This window comes from Lederbergia citrea, from assembly GCF_018343525.1.
Classification (GTDB): Bacteria; Bacillota; Bacilli; order Bacillales; family Bacillaceae_C; genus Lederbergia; species Lederbergia citrea.
Genome location: NZ_JAGYPH010000006.1, coordinates 40869 through 58208, shown reverse-complemented (window position 1 = coordinate 58208; position 17340 = coordinate 40869). Strand labels below are relative to the sequence as shown.

The following is a 17340-nucleotide window of genomic DNA, read 5'->3' as shown; positions in this document are numbered from 1 at the left end:
CGAACTTGAATTTTTAAATTTTTGGGAGGGTAACAAATGCGCACTACGTATATGGCTAAAGCCAGCGAAATCGACCGTAAATGGTTCGTTGTAGACGCTGAAGGTAAAACACTTGGCCGTCTTGCAACTGAAGTAGCTTCCATTTTGCGCGGTAAACACAAACCAACTTTCACACCGCATGTTGACACAGGCGATCACGTGATTTTGATTAATGCTGAGAAAATCGAATTAACTGGTAAGAAATTAACTGATAAAATTTACTATCGCCACACAGGATTCGCAGGCGGAATTAAAACAAGAACTGCTCTAGAAATGCGTACGAAATATCCAACAAAAATGCTTGAGCTTGCAATCAAAGGCATGCTTCCTAAAGGTTCTTTAGGACGTCAAATGTTCAAAAAGCTTCACGTTTATGCTGGAGCAGAACATCCACATCAAGCACAAAAACCGGAAGTATACGAGCTTCGCGGATAATTAAAGGGAGGGCATTATATTGGCACAAGTTCAATACTATGGTACAGGTCGCCGTAAAAGCTCTGTTGCCCGCGTACGTTTAGTACCAGGCGAAGGCCGTATCATCATTAACGATCGTGAAGTAGAAGACTATATTCCATTCGCAGCATTACGCGAAGTTATCAAACAGCCACTTGCAGCAACTGAAACAGTAGGTAACTACAATGTATTAGTTTCTGTTAAAGGCGGCGGCTACACAGGACAAGCAGGAGCTATCCGTCACGGAATCTCTCGTGCGTTGCTAGAAGCGGATCCTGAATACCGCGGAACACTTAAACGTGCAGGACTATTAACTCGTGACCCACGCATGAAAGAACGTAAAAAATACGGTCTTAAAGGCGCACGTAGAGCTCCTCAGTTCTCAAAACGTTAATAAACCTTATATACCAAGGGTTTGCCCTCTTTGCTCTTATAAAGCAGAGAGGGCTTTTTCATGTCCAAATTTGGAATTGAATACCCCTTGAATACCCCGAGCTAAAATGCCATGTACTTCTGGAACATCTCGGCTGTTTTCTCCTTCGCTTCATCGGTCACATGAGTGTAAATATCCATCGTGGATTTAATATCGGTGTGGCCGAGTCGGGATTGTACATCTTTGATAGAAGCCCCGGCTGCAAACAACAAACTGGCATGTGTATGTCGGAAGGCGTGAACATTTATCTGTGGCAGCTCAGGGTTCTTTTGATAAATCCGCTTCAGCTTTTCATTTAAGTAAGCCAGTCGACAATAATCCATTGCATGTTTTAACTGATTATAGACAGTAAAGATGGGCTGCTTATCATCAGATTGAAAAGGAGCGGCAAGTTTTAACGTCAGATAGCGCTGTATTTGCTTGCTACGCCATTTCTTTAATATTGCCAGAGTTTCATCGTCCACGCTAACCACACGCCGGGAGGCCTTTGTTTTCGATGTCTGAAGCTGCTTTTTGTCGTTCGTGTGAATCAATGTCTTTTTCAAGCTGATCGACTTATGGTGGAAGTCCACGTCCGACCAATGCAGGGCATACAGTTCCCCCTTGCGTGCTCCTGTGAAGGCGAGTAGCCGAAACATGGTATAAGCCATGTCATCCTCCTGAATCGTCTCTAAAAATCTCCTGAGCTCTTCACGTGTGTAGTAATGCTTCTTTTCTTCCAGCTCCGCATTATATTCCATCTCATGTTTTAGTTTCGGCAACGTGACATAATCCATCGGATTGCGCTTAATAATGTCCATTTTCATGGCATATCGGAAAACCAGGTTTGCTTGTATCTTATAATCATTGAAGGATTTAAGCTCCTGGGCCCAAGCGTTGATAGCTTTTTGACAATGCGAGGGGGATATGTCTTTCATTTTGTAAGGACCGAAGACCGGGAGGATCCTGCGGCTGAATTTACTCTCGATTGCATATACCGTTGTTGGCTTTACTTCTCTACGATGTTGCTTAAACCATTCCTTAAAAACTTCCTGGAAGGTCATCTGATCATTTTGGCGGAGCCCGAGTTCATCGACTTCCACCAATAATTTAGATAGCGCAATATTTGCATCTTTTTTTGTCTTGAAACCTCGGCGTGTGGTTCGTTTCTTCTTGCCCGTGAGAGGATCCTTGCCGAGATACGCATTAAACATATAAGCGGTGGTACCGTCTTTCTTTGTATACTTTTTAATGTTTGCCATAATAGTTTCCTTTCCAATACGCTGGCAGGCTATATACAGGAAAGGGAAGAACTTATTCAAAAATTAATTCAAGTATAGTTCTAATTTTTTTGCGTTTTTCATCTGTTAGAGATGCATTCTTATAGTATAAGTCAATCTTCATATTAAGAAGATCATGAAGGTCAAATAATCTTCTTCTTAATTCGTCATCTGATAATTCTCTAATAGCTTGCTCTCCGTTTTCTACTTTCATTTCCTCAGTACATGGAAGGTTTACATCTATATTTCTCGTTTTGTTTAGGAATTTTTCATCTTTAACCCGATCATTACCTTCATGTTTAATTAGACCATTCTCAACATCTACATAAGAATCAGAGTAGCCGGCTAAATTCATTAGATAAATATGCGAAATGTCTAACCCTACAGCAAGCGTTCTTAATAATGCAGGTTTAGGTAAACCTTTATAACCGTTCTCGATTTGAGATAAATATGAATCTGAGTAACCAGTTCGTGCTTTTAAGTCTAGTAAAGTTATTTTTTTCTCTTTCCGAATCTCTTTGAGTTTGGCTCCGAATTCTTTAGCATCCATTAAAAGTTACCTCACCTTATACGTTTGTTTATCATCATTATCACACATTAACTTTACTAAGTAAATGTTTTTCTAACTAAAGTGTTGATTGTAGTATGAGGATAATATATAATTAGGTAAGTAAATGTTTTACTTAGTAAGTAAAAAGGGGGTAGGACAAAGCTTATGGAGGGTATCATACCATTACAGGTCTCAGATGAGTTTAAGAGTAATTATTATGAACTATTCTATGAACTAAGCAAAGAAGCTTTTGAAGCTGCTAAAAAAGAAAGTGGAGCGGGAAGGTTCATGACGAAAAAGCAATGTTGTGAGTTTATCGGTATTTCTTTTGGTCATTTGCAAAAATTGGAAAAACTTGGCTTACCAGTTATTGAGTTAGAAGGTAAGGTGCTCGTCGATCGTGAGGATGTTATAAAATTCATGAGTAAGTATAAAAAAATTGAAAATCTAAAATAAATACATAATCGCTGGCAGGCGAAATTAAATTCATTTGTCAACACGGTAAAGAGTGGATTTTAAGGGAATGGTTTTGTTTTACTATCGAGTAGTTCTACTAGACAAAAAAGGACCGGGCTTTTTTAACGGCTTTATTTCAGAGGTTAATAAGCAAAAACACATGCGATGTCACAGCAGAAGTCACATGTGTTTTTTTGTTGTATCTATGTTTTATTATTAAATAGACATGGAATCACAATGTAATTCACACACCTATTCGTATAGGTGTAAATAATATATCCTTCTTGTGATTTCGATGTGATTTGCCATGTGAATTTTTCTATGAAAGAGAAGGGCTTGGATATTATGTTAAAATAAATGAAGGGAATAAACAGACTTTGTGAAGTAATGTATTTAAAGTAATGGGTCCGATAATTCAAGAAGGATTATCGCTTATTTTTGTTGAAGTTATTGTACTAACGGGCAGATTAGTTGAAGAAGGGGTTTTATTCCAGATTGCAGAATATCTATGAAAAAGTAAGGGTTAATAAATAGATAGCAAAAACTGGGGGGCAGCACTATTGAGCGAAGAAATTTATAAAACTGTAGAACAACTGATAAAGGAAACAAAAAGAAAAGAGACTGTAATTGAGATAAATAACTTACAAACAAATAAAGATGGATTTAGTAATGACATTACAATGTTTCATCTTACTTACTCTCAAGGTGGGGATATATTTTCCAATGAAGTTGTCTTAAAAAAATTTAGTGAAAATGTGAAGTTTAATAAAGAATTAAATATTCTAAGGAGTAAGGCTGTAAATTCAACCATTAATATTCCAACTGTTTATTTTGAAGATAAAGAAAAGAGAATAATGTTGATGGAACTAGTAAAGGGAGCTACTCTGGACAAATATTACTTAGCAAACCCAGAGGATATGCAGTCAGCATTTAGAAAATTTGGTGTCACGCTCGCACAAGTTCACTCAATTTGCACTGATAGGGTTCGTAACTTTTTTACGGATAACGATTTACGACAAGAAGTTTATATCGATTTTTACATAGAAAGTTTAAAAAATAGAGTTGCGAAGTTTGAAGACCCTGTATACATAAATTGCCTTCAAAATATTTCCGATATGTTCAAGACTGTTTCATTTACTGAAGTTTTAAATCATGGAGATTATCATTTTTGGAATACAATAATAACTGATGAAAATTCATTGTATATTTTGGATTGGGAAAAAGCTTTTATAGGCGACCCTCGTTATGATATTGCTAATACCCTTGTTTTAGGATATTCGTGGTTCGGGACTAGCTTCAAAGAACCTATGTTAGGTGCTTATCAGAACATCACAAACAAGAAAATTGAAAATTTGGAGTGCTTTGAGGCTTTATCAAGTTTTGACTCATTTACTAAAATGGTTCCCTTAATAAAAGGTGCCGATGACTCACATATTCGTGACAGGTCGTTTGAGTGGTTAAAGAGACGTTATGAACTTTTTGTAAGACATAATGGAAAGAGAATAAATGAAGCTGAAGAGTATTTATTTTCTAAAGGTGTATCATTCATAATTTAGTAGTTTAATAACAAGTAAGAGGTATCCATCTCAATACGAGGTGGTCTTTTTTATTTTAAAAGTGTTAAAAGTTAAGGAGTTATTAAAAAGTTCTTATTCAGCTAACGGAGCAGTTTTGAGCCAAGAAGGATTAACGCTTTTTTTGTTGAAGTTATTAAGCTAACAGTCAATACTTGAAGATAAAATCTTAAAAAAAGAAGGTATTAAATTTATGTCCTTGAATTTAGAAACTGAACGTTTAACTTTACAACCTTTTAAAAAAGAAGATGCAATTAGAATAAGAGATTTGGCAAATGACAAAGAATTAGCAAGTATCCTTGGTCTTCCGCATCCATACGAATTGAAATATGCAGAGGATTGGATTGCAATTCAATCCGATCAAATTGAAGAAGGAGTTGAATTTCCATTAACAATAACATTTAAGGAATTAAACGAATTAATAGGTACTATTACCATAAGAATTGATAAAAGTAACAATAAAGGGGAACTTGGTTATTGGATTGGTAAAGATTATTGGGGTAAAGGGTTTGCAACGGAGGCAGTGAAAAGGATAATAGATTTTGGATTTAGCCAATTGAATTTAAACAAAATTTGGGCATCAGCTTTAGCCAGAAATATAGCATCAAAAATAGTTTTAGAGAAAGCTGGATTACAAAAAGAAGGAACATTAAGGCAAAATAGACTTCTGCAAAATGAGTATGAAGATGTCGATATATATGGACTCCTTAAAATAGAATATAAACAGTTGTTATTTAACTAATGAGGCAGGTTAGTTTAATAACAAGAGCAATCCCAGAACTAATGTATTATATATTATAAAAATATGTAATGGGTGGGGGATCTTTAGTGGTTTATCATATTAGGGTAAGGGCGTGTGCACTTATTTTAGAAAACGATTCAATTCTTTTAGTTGAATTTAATGACGAAAATGGGCTTCACTATAACTTGCCAGCAGGTGGAGTTGAACCTAATGAATCTGTTGTTGAAGCAGTTCGAAGAGAAGCAAAAGAGGAAGCATCAATTGATGTTGAAGTTGGTCCTTTAGCTTTTGTATATGAGTATGCTCCGCACTTAAACTCAAGTAAATATGGAGAAACCCATTCTTTAGGATTAATGTTTGAATGTAAAATAACAGATGGAGCTATTCCGAAACTGCCAGATAATCCTGACCCTAATCAAACTGATGTTAAATGGATTAAACTAACAGAATTAAATAATATAGTTCTTTATCCCAATATAAAAGAATAAATAATTACCTATGCAAAAAGTAAAAAAAATATTGAGATAATTGAAGAACATACCCTAGAAGAATATGTATTAAAATAACCTAACGGGTGCGTTTATTCAAGAAGAATTAACGCTTATTATTTATTGTAATCGGGAATTAACTAAGGGGAGTGATGGGAGAGATGAATTTATTTTCAAATAAACCTGAAGCGTACGAATGCCCATTTTGTCGGGTTGTGTCAGGTAATGAAAAATCAAATAAGGGAACGAAACAAAGAGACATTATTTATCAGAATAAACACGTAACGGCGTTTATCGCTAGTAAGTGGTGGCCTAATAACAAGGGGCACGTTCTCGTTGTTCCCAATGAACATTTCGAAAACATATATGAGCTTCCTGCAGAAATGGCTGCTGAAATTCATCGTGCTGCTCAATTGACTGCGTTTGCGATGAAATATACATATGGGTGTGATGGAATATCTACTCGCCAACATAATGAGCCTGCTGGAAATCAGGATGTGTGGCATTATCATCTTCACGTTTATCCGAGGTATGAAAACGATAACCTCTACCTAACCAAAGGTAATTATACCGAACCAGATGAACGTCCTCTCTATGCAGAAAAGTTACGTTCGTGGATACAGAAAAACGTTTAGTGTCCTTCTTCAACTAACGATCAGAATTCTTTAATAAGGAGGAACTTATGAATTATGAAAGTGTTTTACATCAAATTGAAGTAGCTGTCAAAACATTAATAAAAATAATAAGTAAATTGGAAGAAGGAGATTTACAAAAAAGACCAACATCTAATAAGCAGTCTATCGGGGAGTTGCTGGAACACATTGCAATAATTTGTGAAGCTGACTGGCGTATTTCTAATGAAGCAACCCAAGTAGAGATGGAAAAAATTTATTCTAATGTATCATATAAAACTTTAGAATCAATAGAAGATGGCTTAATTACTAATTTTAAATCATTAAAAAATAATTATATGAGATTATCGGACACAGAACTTGTATCTCGTACCACTTCATATTGGGGTGTGACTTATACAAGGTATGAATGGTTATTAGAGATATTAGCACACGTTTATCATCATAGGGGACAATTACACGCTATGCTTGTTCACTGTTACAATAAAGACCCTAAAATTTTAATGTTTGAATAATTTTCTTCAACTAAAGGGTGCGATACTTTTATTAAAACGTGTGCTAATCGAAGCAGGATAAGTGCCCCTTCTTGTTGAAGTAGATGGTCAGTAATGTTTAACAGGGGGGAATAAATAATGAAAAAGTTTTATGTTGCATCGAGTTTTAAAAACATAGATACAGTTCGTTACGTTAGTAATGAGTTAATAAATAAAGGTTATATTCAAACATATGATTGGACAATAAATGAAAGAGCTTCAAGAATTGAGGATTTAAAAGAAATAGGAAAGCGAGAAAGAAATGCTGTAATGGAAGCAGATTTTATTATTGTTTTATTACCAGCAGGTAAAGGAAGTCATATTGAATTTGGTATTGCACTTGCACAAGGAAAAAGAATTTATCTCTACTCAAAAAATGATGAAGTAAATAAATTCGAAACAACCAGTACGTTTTACCATTTATCCGAAGTTGAGAAATGTAATGGAACAATTGAAGAGTTAATTGAAACAGTCGGTGAATGTGTATCTGTGTGAGATCCCACTCTTGTTGTATTAACGAAGCAGGTCAATGAAAAAAGAATATAGGGAGATTAAAATGGAAATCAGAGAAGCAACAATAAATGATGTTGAGGAATTAACTTCGCTGGTGGAACAACTTGGTTATCCTGCTACTGTAGAAAGTATGAAAACACGATTTAAAAATATTGAATCAAATCCTGATTATCACACTTTATTAGCTTCTTATGATGGCAAAATAGTTGGGATGATTGGATTGGTTAAAGTTTTTTATTATGAGATCGATGGCTCTTATGTTCGTATTGTAGCTTTTGTTGTAGATTCTAATTATCGTAGTAAAGGGATAGGAAAAAATCTTTTAGAAGAAGCAGAAAGTTGGGCAAGAAAAACTGGAGCTACTGGAATAGGATTAAATAGTGGGAACCGACCAGAGAGAACTAATGCTCATAATTTTTACAAAAATATGGGTTATATAGAAAAAAGTATCGGCTTCGCTAAAAGTCTTATCTAAATCTTCTTTAATACAAATCGAGATTGTGAAGTAATGTACTTAAAGTAAAGGGTGCGTGAGTATTATAAGGTTAGAGTGAAATCTAATTTAGGGTGCATTTTTATGCCTAATTTAGTTGTCTTTTTATTTGGGTATGCTTGAATAAAAAGCGTGCTCTCGTGGTCATACTTTTTTAGCCAAACCGTGCTGTGGCGGACATACTTTTCAATAAATATAGACGTAAATAACCAATAAAAACCGTTCTCTGGTGGTCATACTTCTCTTAAAAAAGCGTGCTCTCATGGTCATACATCGATTTCAGCCCGTGCTCTAGCGGTCATACAACTCGAAAAAAACGTTCTCTGGTGGACATACTTCTTAAAAGAGCTATCCACAATAGAAACCATTAAGAATTTTTTTGAAAATACTTATCCACAGGTAATTTTCCTACCTTATCCCTCTTATATCTTGTTCTAACTCTTTATTAATAGAGAGGTGTGCGCCTACGGTGTTTAAAGCACCCTCCCCACACAGGTATTCACTTTGTTGTCGTTTGGTTTTATTAATTTTATACTTTATATAAACCCGAACTTAGATGACACGGTAAGTGATTACACGCAACTACAATTAAAAGAACTACACACATATGATTTAATGCGCCTATTAAGCCCTATACGAAAAGAACGTTAAAACCATACAAACCGTCAGAAAAGCCCCCGACGAAGCTAACGAGGTTGGACAGCAAATGTATCGAGAATTCACCGCAAAAAAGTCATCGAACAAATTCTGGTGGATCGTATGGGTTATTACCCTCAATGAGTCGATGACAAGCTCTTAGGTGCATTTAAAAAGAGGTCACGAAAAAAACAGATAGGCGGTTCCTATCTGGGGGGATGTGGTGACCTTACCACAATCCTGTGACCGTTCTTGGTATTTATATTAGATATTATGCTTCCGAGTGTTATCTAAATCTAATACATTGATCGACATAAATGCTTCAACCTCAATGGAAGAGAGAATCCGTTTTATCACTTCATCGTTCTCAGAGATACTGTGAGCTCTGTGTAAATCTGGGTTGTACCTTACATTTGACAAGGCATTTTGCTTGAATACATTTGCCATTTTCTCAACTCCTTTTTTGTGATTCATTTGTACAAAGAGAGAATAGTTTACGGAAAGTCAAAACTTGATATCTATTTGTTTAAAAACTTTAAGGGGAAGGTGAAAATAACTCATAGGTAATCGTTCCGTGTATTTTTCGTGAAAATGTGGTATGATAGCAGTAACAAAACATATAATAAAAAATCGACCACAGTGGGAACTGCGGTCGATAGATACCCATTCTTCTGATAGGGGATTGGCGTTATCTAATCTGTAATGAAAAATAGCCCTTACCCGGTGGAACAGGGGGGCTATTTTTTTCGTTTAAAATAGTGACAACGACTGTGATTAGCTCTATAAATTTATTAATATCACACGGCTAGAGCGCGTAGTTTTCTATAAAAGGTTCTGAAGATACGTGAAATTTTAAAATAACGTGCAGCTTGTCGATTCTATCATTATAATTAATGAAACTGTGTTACGTATTATGTAATAGGGCGAAGTAACAGGAAGTTTGGACAGGATGGGGTCTACATAAAACATTACCTATTATGGAATTGGGATGAATAATAGGTGCCTATAAACAGGTGAAGAAATCATCATAAAGTGTCAGGCAGATATGTCATATAATTACTACTCCCGCACACAAAAGGTGAAGAATGATAACGTATAACGTATGATGCAGCAGAAAATGGTTTTGCGATTGTTGTATATAGAATACGTATACAATAATCTATTACATATTATGTAATATTACTTCTTAATATAAAGTGATAATAAAAAACCTCTCCATATTCCGTATCATGAGATAAAAATATGTCATATGAAATAAAAATAGAAATTATTCATTATAAATGTAATCATACTATGTATACTATTTCTGATTTATGTCACATGATGGTATTACGTCGAAATTAGATTTGGAACAATTAAATTTCACTCTTATCTTTAGAGAAGGCATACCAAAAAAATTTTCAGGCAACAAAGAGAACACAGATCAACCAAGGGAACCCCGACGCAGGGTTCCTATTATATTAAAAGGCGTTCTCATATTGTTGGGGGAAATTAGCTAACTAATAAGAAGAATATGGTTGAAGATAGCCCATTATTTACAAATTGATCTTTTCCCCTTGATTGAATAAAGCAAAGCGAATATATTAAAACTATAGATAATGTGACGAGCAGTTACTTGTTCGTGTTTCGCCACCATGAGTGCGAGCTCTAAAAGCGGGCGTTTCGCTGCCAGAAATGCGAGCTCTAAAAGTGGGTGTCTCACTACCATAAACGTGAACTTTAAAAGCAAGTACTTGACCACCAAAAGAGCCATGCGAAAATAGAGTATCCCGGACTGAGGATGCTCTTAATACATATAAATATATAAATATTTAACTTGTAGCGCCCATTCCGCCGACAACTCGATGTGGTGCGCCAGTAATAAATTTGTTTTCGTCAGATGTAAGAGAAAAGATTTGAAGCCCTCACCGGTGAAACATAAAATTATTAAAAAAAGACCAGGACGTTATCGCCCTGGTCTTTTTCTTGTAAACAATAAATGTACGAATTATTGGCGAAAACGGATCATCCGATTCTATGAATCACAGAAAAAATTGGAGATCGCTAACATATAATCGTGCATGTATTTACCTTTCGGCGAAAGCGTTTACTTTTGTTCCTGCTTTGTTCCTTTTGGGGGTAAAAATGTTCCTTTTTCGCCCTAAATGTTCCTTTTTAGGGGGCATTTTTGCATACACGCAAGTAATTTTTATATGAAAGCGGTTTTATTATCACGCGAACACATGATTTATTTTACTTGCATGGATGCAATTTCGCTTTATTTGTTCCTGCTTTGCTAAAAATGTCCTTCCAATGTCCCTGCCTTTTCACGCTAATAAGGAACATACGAATGCTATTACATCAAGGGGTCACAGAGTTATGTTCCTTTGTTCCTACTTTTTTTAATGAAAGACTATAATAAAATATTATATATACACACATATCACGCATATAAAGTTTTCTCGAAAAAACAAGGAACAGAGGAACATTTTTGGAATTTCGAGAATCTCCGGGCGCAATTTCTGGTTGTGGTGTTGAAAACTCCCGCAAGCAATTATTAGGTTTTTCTTTGTGACCCTTCTTGTTGCCGTTAAAACCTCCTAAGGGGCTTTCTGTGCCTATTTAGGACGTTCATATGGGTTGTTGTCCAGTGGATACGAAAACGTCTTTATGGCCCGTTATTTGCATCCTGGAGCCTTGTCTCTGTCAGACATGGTGTTACCGCTGTCGATTGAGTTTGGCTGATCTTTCGCTGCGTCATTCAGCGTGGGAAGATATGCGCTACTGATTGGTGTCTGGAACATGCTCGCATGTGAATCGCTCACGGAGCGTAGTTTTGATGCACGATGTGAATTAATAATATACTCGTACTTTTTCGCTTGAGAGTGTCACAAACATCATGCGCATGGACTCCTGTGACATAGCGTCGCAAGGTATTTCGGAGTATTGCGTACACTGGAAAGAATTCCTGATGGGTGTAAGCTGGCGCCACCGGTCCGTTTCCTGGATAGGCGTGCGTACAAATATGTCTTTGGTGTGTGTACGAATGAAGCGTGAGCTTTATGCAGGAAACACACGGTTCAGGTAATTGATTTTTACCGTAATCGATGCGGGGATAACAATTTACCGCCGCAGAATTGGAGGAGAGGTTTTGAAATAGAAAGTGACGAATAGGAGCTTTCGAATGAGCACCCCGAAGGGGCAAGATTTATGGACGCGTGAGCGTTCATAAATCGCAGTAAGGGGGACGGTCAGCTATGCTGACTGACATGGGAACGAAGTGGACATGTCATACGTCCCCCTTATGCTCTTTCCCCTACACCCTCACGATAACACGCCGCATATCGAACAAGCAATCGAAATCCTTGGCGCTGTAAGGCGTGGCGGAATACCGGGGCGAACACCACACCGAATACGCCGCGTATCCGCACCCGGCAAATCCGCGCCGTTATGCGATTCGTCAAATACGTCGGGTACGCACTCCGTACCACAGGCGTATGACGGCATATTCGGCACATTTCCGGCACGATCCAAGCCCCGAAATGCCCTTTTGAGGGGCGGGTTTCGTGCGGGGATGCGGTGCGGGATTCGGCCCACTTGGAGGCGTGGCGGAGGACGCCGGAGAGAGGTGCGCCGAGGGGGATGAATCGACATACAGCGAGAGAACGTGTAGGGGAAGTTGTCAAAAAAGAAGATAGAGAAGCGGACCGAATGGGGAGCGGATCGTCGGGAAAGGGTCTTCCGGGAGATCGTCACTTCGTCAAACAGCGTGGACGACGCGAGGCGGTTGTATGTCAAATTAAAGGCTCTTGTACGCACGAATGTGCGAGCTAAAAAGTCAGGAAAAACCACCGAGCGGAGGAAGGCTCCGCGCTGTTTGTAAGAAGGGTCTCTCAGGGATTTTCGAGGGGGAAGGAGGGAGCGGTTATACGAGCGCAGCGAGCGAGTCAAGAAAGACCACCGACCGACGCGGGACCCGCTCGAAAATCCCTTGCTGCCCTTGATTAGATAGGGTTTTAAGGAAGTCTCTGTGTGGGCTACCCGAGGCGCTTATACGAGCGAAAGTGAGAAAGTCAGGAAAAAGCACTGTAGGGTGGGAGGGCCCCACGTAGAACGCGCTAGTTTAACATCAGGTAATACTGTCTGATACTTCTTAATAATACTAATCTGCTTTTCTGAAAAAGATAACAAAAAAAGGAGGTTCAAAGCATGTCAATCTCGGTGTGGCATTCTATAAGACATGTGGTGCGTACTTTGTACGAAACGTCATACTACACCGCGTATGTATATCGGACTTACGCATCAAAATTACCTTATTGTATCTCACATATCATGCGACACATTATAAGTATATCTATACGTGCCACGAAATGTTATATTGTGTATCACACGCTGTGCGACATTACGTACGCAAATGATGAATAATTGTTATATGTACATGCCATGCACACATCATATGATATAACATACGCACCGCATCACGTATTGTATGAATACACCGATAATCAGTATGGTGTTCGGAATGGGGTGGCATATACTGTATGCATACCATATGACATATTATGTGGACTGTTATTCATACGGTATGTCTTATCTGCTGTCAAAAAGAAATATTTTTAGGCACAATGAAGTAATCTGAGGACGGGGTTATACTGTTTTGGTATAAAAATTAAATAACTTTATTGTCACTTTACAAGAAGAAGGGTTTTTCAATGCTTTTAGAGGGGGAAGCCAGGGGCACTTATACGAGCTTGTGTTGAGAAAGTCGATTAAAAACCAATGTCGCGGGATTTCGTCTTGCAGGGCACTCAAAAGGACGCCCGAAAAGATTGATGCGAAAAATGGAGCTGCCAATAAATCTGGTAGGGGAAACTGTCAAAAAAGAAAATAGAGGAACGAAGCGGATCGTCGAGAAAAGATATCAGGAAGTTGAACCTGGAATCCGACAGCGCGGACTGAGAGAAGCTTCCTCCGAGTGCCGTCTCAGCATTCGTGACTTGACTTGCCCACCAGGACACGTTTTTTCCCCCTTCAGAACAAATTATACGTTAATATCATAAACGATCCTAGGGATGCTCTTTGGAAGTTAAAACGGCAATTGCGGGAGAGTCACAGAAGAATGGCTTGCGAGATTATCCTGCAGCTCAATAAAATTCACACCCCGAAAATACTCTGAATTCAGAGTAAGTTCCTTGGTTCCTCGTTTTTTCGAATAAACTTTTATATGGGTAATGCATTATATATTTATTTATTTTATATAGTCTTTCATTAAAAAAAGTAGGAACAGAGGGACATACATTGCGTGACCCCTTGATATGAAAGCATTTTGCTGTTCCTTTTTACTATGAAAATCTAGGGACATTGGAGGGACATTTCGAGCAAAGCAGGAACAAATTCGTGAATCTTACTTGCATGTATACCAATATGTGAAATTTGTGTGACAAAAATTAAATCGCTTTCACTTAGAAAGATACTTGCATACATGCAAAAACCCTCTAAAAAAGGAACATTTTGACCCCAAAAAGGGACATTTGAAGCGAAAAAGGAACAAAGCAGGAACAAATAAAAGCGCTTTCATTGAAGGGCGAGCTAACGATGATTTAGTAGCGGCCACCATTTTTCCTGTGATTTACAGAATCATCTGTTTTTCATCCATAAACAATTCAAGTCATATATAATTCTGTGATGGAAAATAGGAACGTCGAGGTTGTCTTTAAAATCATAATCTACAGGGGAGGATATCATGGAAAAAGTTGGAATGACAATAAAATATACAACAGAGATTTATAATTTTTCAATGAAAATGTATAGGAAGGAGGGTAAAAAGGGAATTAATATTTCCTTTATTAAAAAATGGAGAATATAAAGTGGTCCATATGAGGCAGATATCAATCAAAGCTCATGTGATTATGGACTATCCTGAGTTAAAAAAGTTATTGTATTTATATTTGGATCGTCAAATACGAAAACGCAAGGCTATTCAGATGTTACACATAGAGGTAAATCGAAGAGTGGATCAATTGTTTAAAAAGATTAGTTAAGGATTCTCAAGTATAATTGTGACAAAAAACGGAAATTCCCCCACTATTTACTAAATGGGAAAACAGCAAAAGACGTTATTATTATATTAATCCAAGGGATATTTCCTCCTCAAGAGATTAGACAAGCTAAATTAAACAACGAAGACAACAGGAAATGAGTGATAAATATGAATAATAATGTAGAAATTCCGTCATCCCTAATATTATTCTTGCTGGAGATTAGGGAAGAACAAAGGAAAAAAGATGTAATCATGCTTCCCCGCGAGATTGTCAAAAAATATCTAGAGTCAGATAATTACGATGAAGAAGGAAGAAACTTTCTATTTGATGAAAATGGATCTATTAATTCCAAAAATTATCTTGAAGCACAAAAAGAGCTATTTAAATATATCAAGTGACATGATCATACAACACTAAGGAATTGCAAGGTGATTTCACGCTTAACGTGGTGAAATCATCCTTTTTGCATGTATTCGAGCCATACATAACACGAAAAGTGACAATCGTACTTTCAGAGTACACCCTGTGCAAACAGACAAGAGTATAGTATTATTGGTACATGGATATGTTCAAACAGACTTGTTCAATACATAGAGGTGAGAAATTTGATTTTTGGGTATGCAAGGGTTAGCTCCAAAAACCAAAACCTATCAAGGCAGCTACAAGAATTAAAAGAGTATGGTTGTGACCGAATATATCAAGAGAAACAATCCGGAAGGGATTTTGAACGACCAGTATATAAAGAAATGCGTTCTAAAATGCGATTTGGTGATGTATTGGTTGTGCATGATTTAAGTAGGTTTGGAAGAAATAAACAGGAAATTATAGATGAATGGGAAGCCCTTGTTAAAGAGGAAATTGATATTGTTGTACTAAATATGCCTATCTTGGATACACGGAAGTATAAAGAGCTTGAAGGCGTGGGGCAGTTAGTTTCTGATTTGGTGCTTACCCTATTATCATGGATGGTGGAAGAGGAAAGAACACGTATTAGAGCTGCTCAGAGAGAGGGCATTGAAATTGCGAAGAGACAGGGTAAGTTCAGAGGCGGTAAAAAGAAATATCATAAGAATGCTAAAGGTAAGGATAGAGTTATTTACGAAGAAGTGGTTAGATGTTTAAAAGAAAATATAAGTGTAATGGACACCCATCGTAAGACAGGTTTGTCAAGAAACACTATATACTCTATCAAACGGGAAATTGAATTTACTGAAACTATCTAAACCAATCATAAAGCGGAGGAATAACAATGATAAAAGAGAGACGCTGATAATAACGAATAAGGAAAATTGAATGGAAAAGACAACCAAAGAATAACAGCAAAAGACAGTTCCTATCTCCTAAGAAAGGAACTGTCTTTTTAGTGAACAAAATCGGAACGTATGTTCGTTTGGGTGTCTTGTTAAATATAGAATATTCAGTATAATATAGGTAACGAATAATTTGGGAGGTAGAATATTTTGTCTCTTATTGAATCGTATAGAAGGACAATAAAAAGAAAAAAAGGAGAGTTAAACAAACTAAGGACTTCCAAAGCTAACGTGGTAGGAAAAATATCTTCACATAAGAAAAAAATTCTCTCGGCTCAAGCAACGATAGGTAGAACAAAATCCCTTGCTACATTAAATTCTAAGTATAGAGAAATTGAACGGGAAGAAAAAAAACTAGCCGATATTGATAAAAAGGTTGCGGAAATAGATAGGGGGATTGCGAAAGTTGAAGGCGACATAATCCTTGAAGAAAGTAAGCTGGGTCGTGCAGCTGAGCGTGAGCAAAAGAAAAGAGATGCCGCTGAAAAGAAGAGGATAGTTGATAATGAAAGGCGTATGAAGGAGGTAAGCGGAATGCTAGACAAGCATAGTAAAATGCACCAAGAGACAAACAGGTCATTGAAAGAATTGAACAAACTACCAGAAGAAATTACCGTCTTATTTATAGCTTCAAATCCATTGGATGCTCCCCAGTTAAGATTAGACGAAGAGGCTAGATCTATACAAGAAATGATAAGAAAATCGGAACATAGGGATTCCGTATCGTTTGAAACTCGATGGGCGACAAGAGCTCTTGACGTAATACAAGCAATTAATGAGGAGAACCCAACAATTATTCATTTTAGTGGGCATGGCTCTGATCATGATGAAATTGTGTTCCAAGACAACCAAGGGAATGCTAAATTTGTCTCTAAAGAGGCAATAGTTCAAACAATGATGAGTACATCTGATCACATCAAATTGGTGTTTTTCAATACATGTTTTTCCTATGGACAAGCACAGGCAGTAGTACAGCACGTAGATGTAGCAGTTGGAATGACCACAACAATTGGAGATGAAGCAGCTAGAGTTTTTGCAGCCCAGTTTTATTCAGCTATCGGCTTCGGGTATTCTGTAAAAAAGGCATTTGAGCAAGGGAAGGCAGCTCTGATGCTTGAAGGGATTCCAGAAAAAGATACTCCAGAATTATATGTAAAAGACGGTTTAAATGCTGATGAATTAATTATCGTTAAACCATAAAATAATGGA

17 protein-coding genes and 1 pseudogene are annotated in these 17340 nt (G+C 37.1%); 15 read left to right on the top strand and 3 right to left on the bottom strand.

Annotation, left to right across the window (positions count from 1 at the left end; all coding sequences use genetic code 11):
- The first annotated feature begins 36 nt into the window (after positions 1-36).
- Positions 37-474 (top strand): 50S ribosomal protein L13, encoded by a 438-nt coding sequence (rplM, locus tag KHA88_RS20050; protein ID WP_213100040.1) that lies wholly within the window; start codon positions 37-39, stop codon positions 472-474.
- A 19-nt stretch (positions 475-493) separates the two neighbouring features.
- Entirely contained in the window at positions 494-886 is a 393-nt protein-coding gene (gene rpsI, locus KHA88_RS20045; RefSeq protein ID WP_213100041.1) for a 30S ribosomal protein S9, read from the top strand.
- 101 nt (positions 887-987) lie between these two features.
- Here rpsI and KHA88_RS20040 read toward each other — a convergent pair whose 3' ends face one another.
- Together KHA88_RS20040 and KHA88_RS20035 are read right to left on the bottom strand one after the other, a co-directional pair.
- Entirely contained in the window at positions 988-2166 is a 1179-nt protein-coding gene (locus KHA88_RS20040; protein ID WP_213122735.1) for a site-specific integrase, read from the bottom strand.
- Positions 2167-2218: 52 nt separating this feature from the next.
- On the bottom strand, positions 2219-2734 hold the full coding sequence (locus KHA88_RS20035) for a helix-turn-helix domain-containing protein (protein ID WP_213122734.1): 516 nt from the start codon (positions 2732-2734) through the stop codon (positions 2219-2221).
- A gap of 165 nt (positions 2735-2899) precedes the next feature.
- Here KHA88_RS20035 and KHA88_RS20030 point away from each other — a divergent pair, with 165 nt between their 5' ends.
- The 8 genes and pseudogenes from KHA88_RS20030 to KHA88_RS19995 all read left to right on the top strand — a co-directional run bounded on the left by KHA88_RS20030 (position 2900) and on the right by KHA88_RS19995 (position 8147).
- Complete coding sequence (locus tag KHA88_RS20030; protein ID WP_213122733.1) at positions 2900-3190, top strand: hypothetical protein; 291 nt, start codon at positions 2900-2902, stop codon at positions 3188-3190.
- Between the two features lie 560 nt (positions 3191-3750).
- Positions 3751-4746, top strand: coding sequence for an aminoglycoside phosphotransferase family protein (locus KHA88_RS20025; RefSeq protein ID WP_213122732.1), 996 nt, complete (start codon positions 3751-3753; stop codon positions 4744-4746).
- Between the two features lie 211 nt (positions 4747-4957).
- Positions 4958-5506 (top strand): GNAT family N-acetyltransferase, encoded by a 549-nt coding sequence (locus KHA88_RS20020; RefSeq protein WP_213122731.1) that lies wholly within the window; start codon positions 4958-4960, stop codon positions 5504-5506.
- 86 nt (positions 5507-5592) lie between these two features.
- Positions 5593-6072: pseudogene (locus tag KHA88_RS20015) on the top strand (NUDIX domain-containing protein).
- A gap of 83 nt (positions 6073-6155) precedes the next feature.
- Entirely contained in the window at positions 6156-6629 is a 474-nt protein-coding gene (locus KHA88_RS20010; RefSeq protein ID WP_213122730.1) for an HIT family protein, read from the top strand.
- Between the two features lie 47 nt (positions 6630-6676).
- A complete protein-coding gene (locus KHA88_RS20005; protein WP_213122729.1) occupies positions 6677-7141 on the top strand; it encodes a DinB family protein in 465 nt (154 codons plus the stop codon).
- 117 nt (positions 7142-7258) lie between these two features.
- Positions 7259-7654: a group-specific protein gene (locus KHA88_RS20000; protein ID WP_213122728.1), complete on the top strand. Its 396-nt coding sequence runs from the start codon at positions 7259-7261 to the stop codon at positions 7652-7654.
- 61 nt (positions 7655-7715) lie between these two features.
- On the top strand, positions 7716-8147 hold the full coding sequence (locus KHA88_RS19995; protein WP_213122727.1) for a GNAT family N-acetyltransferase: 432 nt from the start codon (positions 7716-7718) through the stop codon (positions 8145-8147).
- A gap of 918 nt (positions 8148-9065) precedes the next feature.
- Here the strand turns inward: KHA88_RS19995 and KHA88_RS19990 are convergent.
- On the bottom strand, positions 9066-9248 hold the full coding sequence (locus KHA88_RS19990; protein WP_213122726.1) for a hypothetical protein: 183 nt from the start codon (positions 9246-9248) through the stop codon (positions 9066-9068).
- A gap of 3174 nt (positions 9249-12422) precedes the next feature.
- Between KHA88_RS19990 and KHA88_RS19985 the strand changes: the two genes are divergently transcribed.
- The 5 genes from KHA88_RS19985 to KHA88_RS21095 all read left to right on the top strand — a co-directional run bounded on the left by KHA88_RS19985 (position 12423) and on the right by KHA88_RS21095 (position 17331).
- The gene (locus KHA88_RS19985) at positions 12423-12614 is read left to right on the top strand and encodes a hypothetical protein (protein ID WP_213122725.1); all 192 of its coding nucleotides are present in this window, start codon (positions 12423-12425) and stop codon (positions 12612-12614) included.
- A gap of 1909 nt (positions 12615-14523) precedes the next feature.
- Positions 14524-14646 carry a hypothetical protein gene (locus tag KHA88_RS21240; protein WP_283247463.1) on the top strand — a complete coding sequence of 41 codons (123 nt, stop codon included), beginning with the start codon at positions 14524-14526 and terminating at the stop codon, positions 14644-14646.
- Positions 14647-14988: 342 nt separating this feature from the next.
- Entirely contained in the window at positions 14989-15219 is a 231-nt protein-coding gene (locus KHA88_RS19980) for a hypothetical protein (protein ID WP_213122724.1), read from the top strand.
- A gap of 198 nt (positions 15220-15417) precedes the next feature.
- Positions 15418-16044, top strand: coding sequence for a recombinase family protein (locus KHA88_RS19975; protein WP_346729210.1), 627 nt, complete (start codon positions 15418-15420; stop codon positions 16042-16044).
- A 237-nt stretch (positions 16045-16281) separates the two neighbouring features.
- Positions 16282-17331, top strand: a complete 1050-nt coding sequence (locus KHA88_RS21095) for a CHAT domain-containing protein (RefSeq protein WP_249313348.1) — start codon at positions 16282-16284, stop codon at positions 17329-17331.
- Positions 17332-17340: the final 9 nt, after the last annotated feature.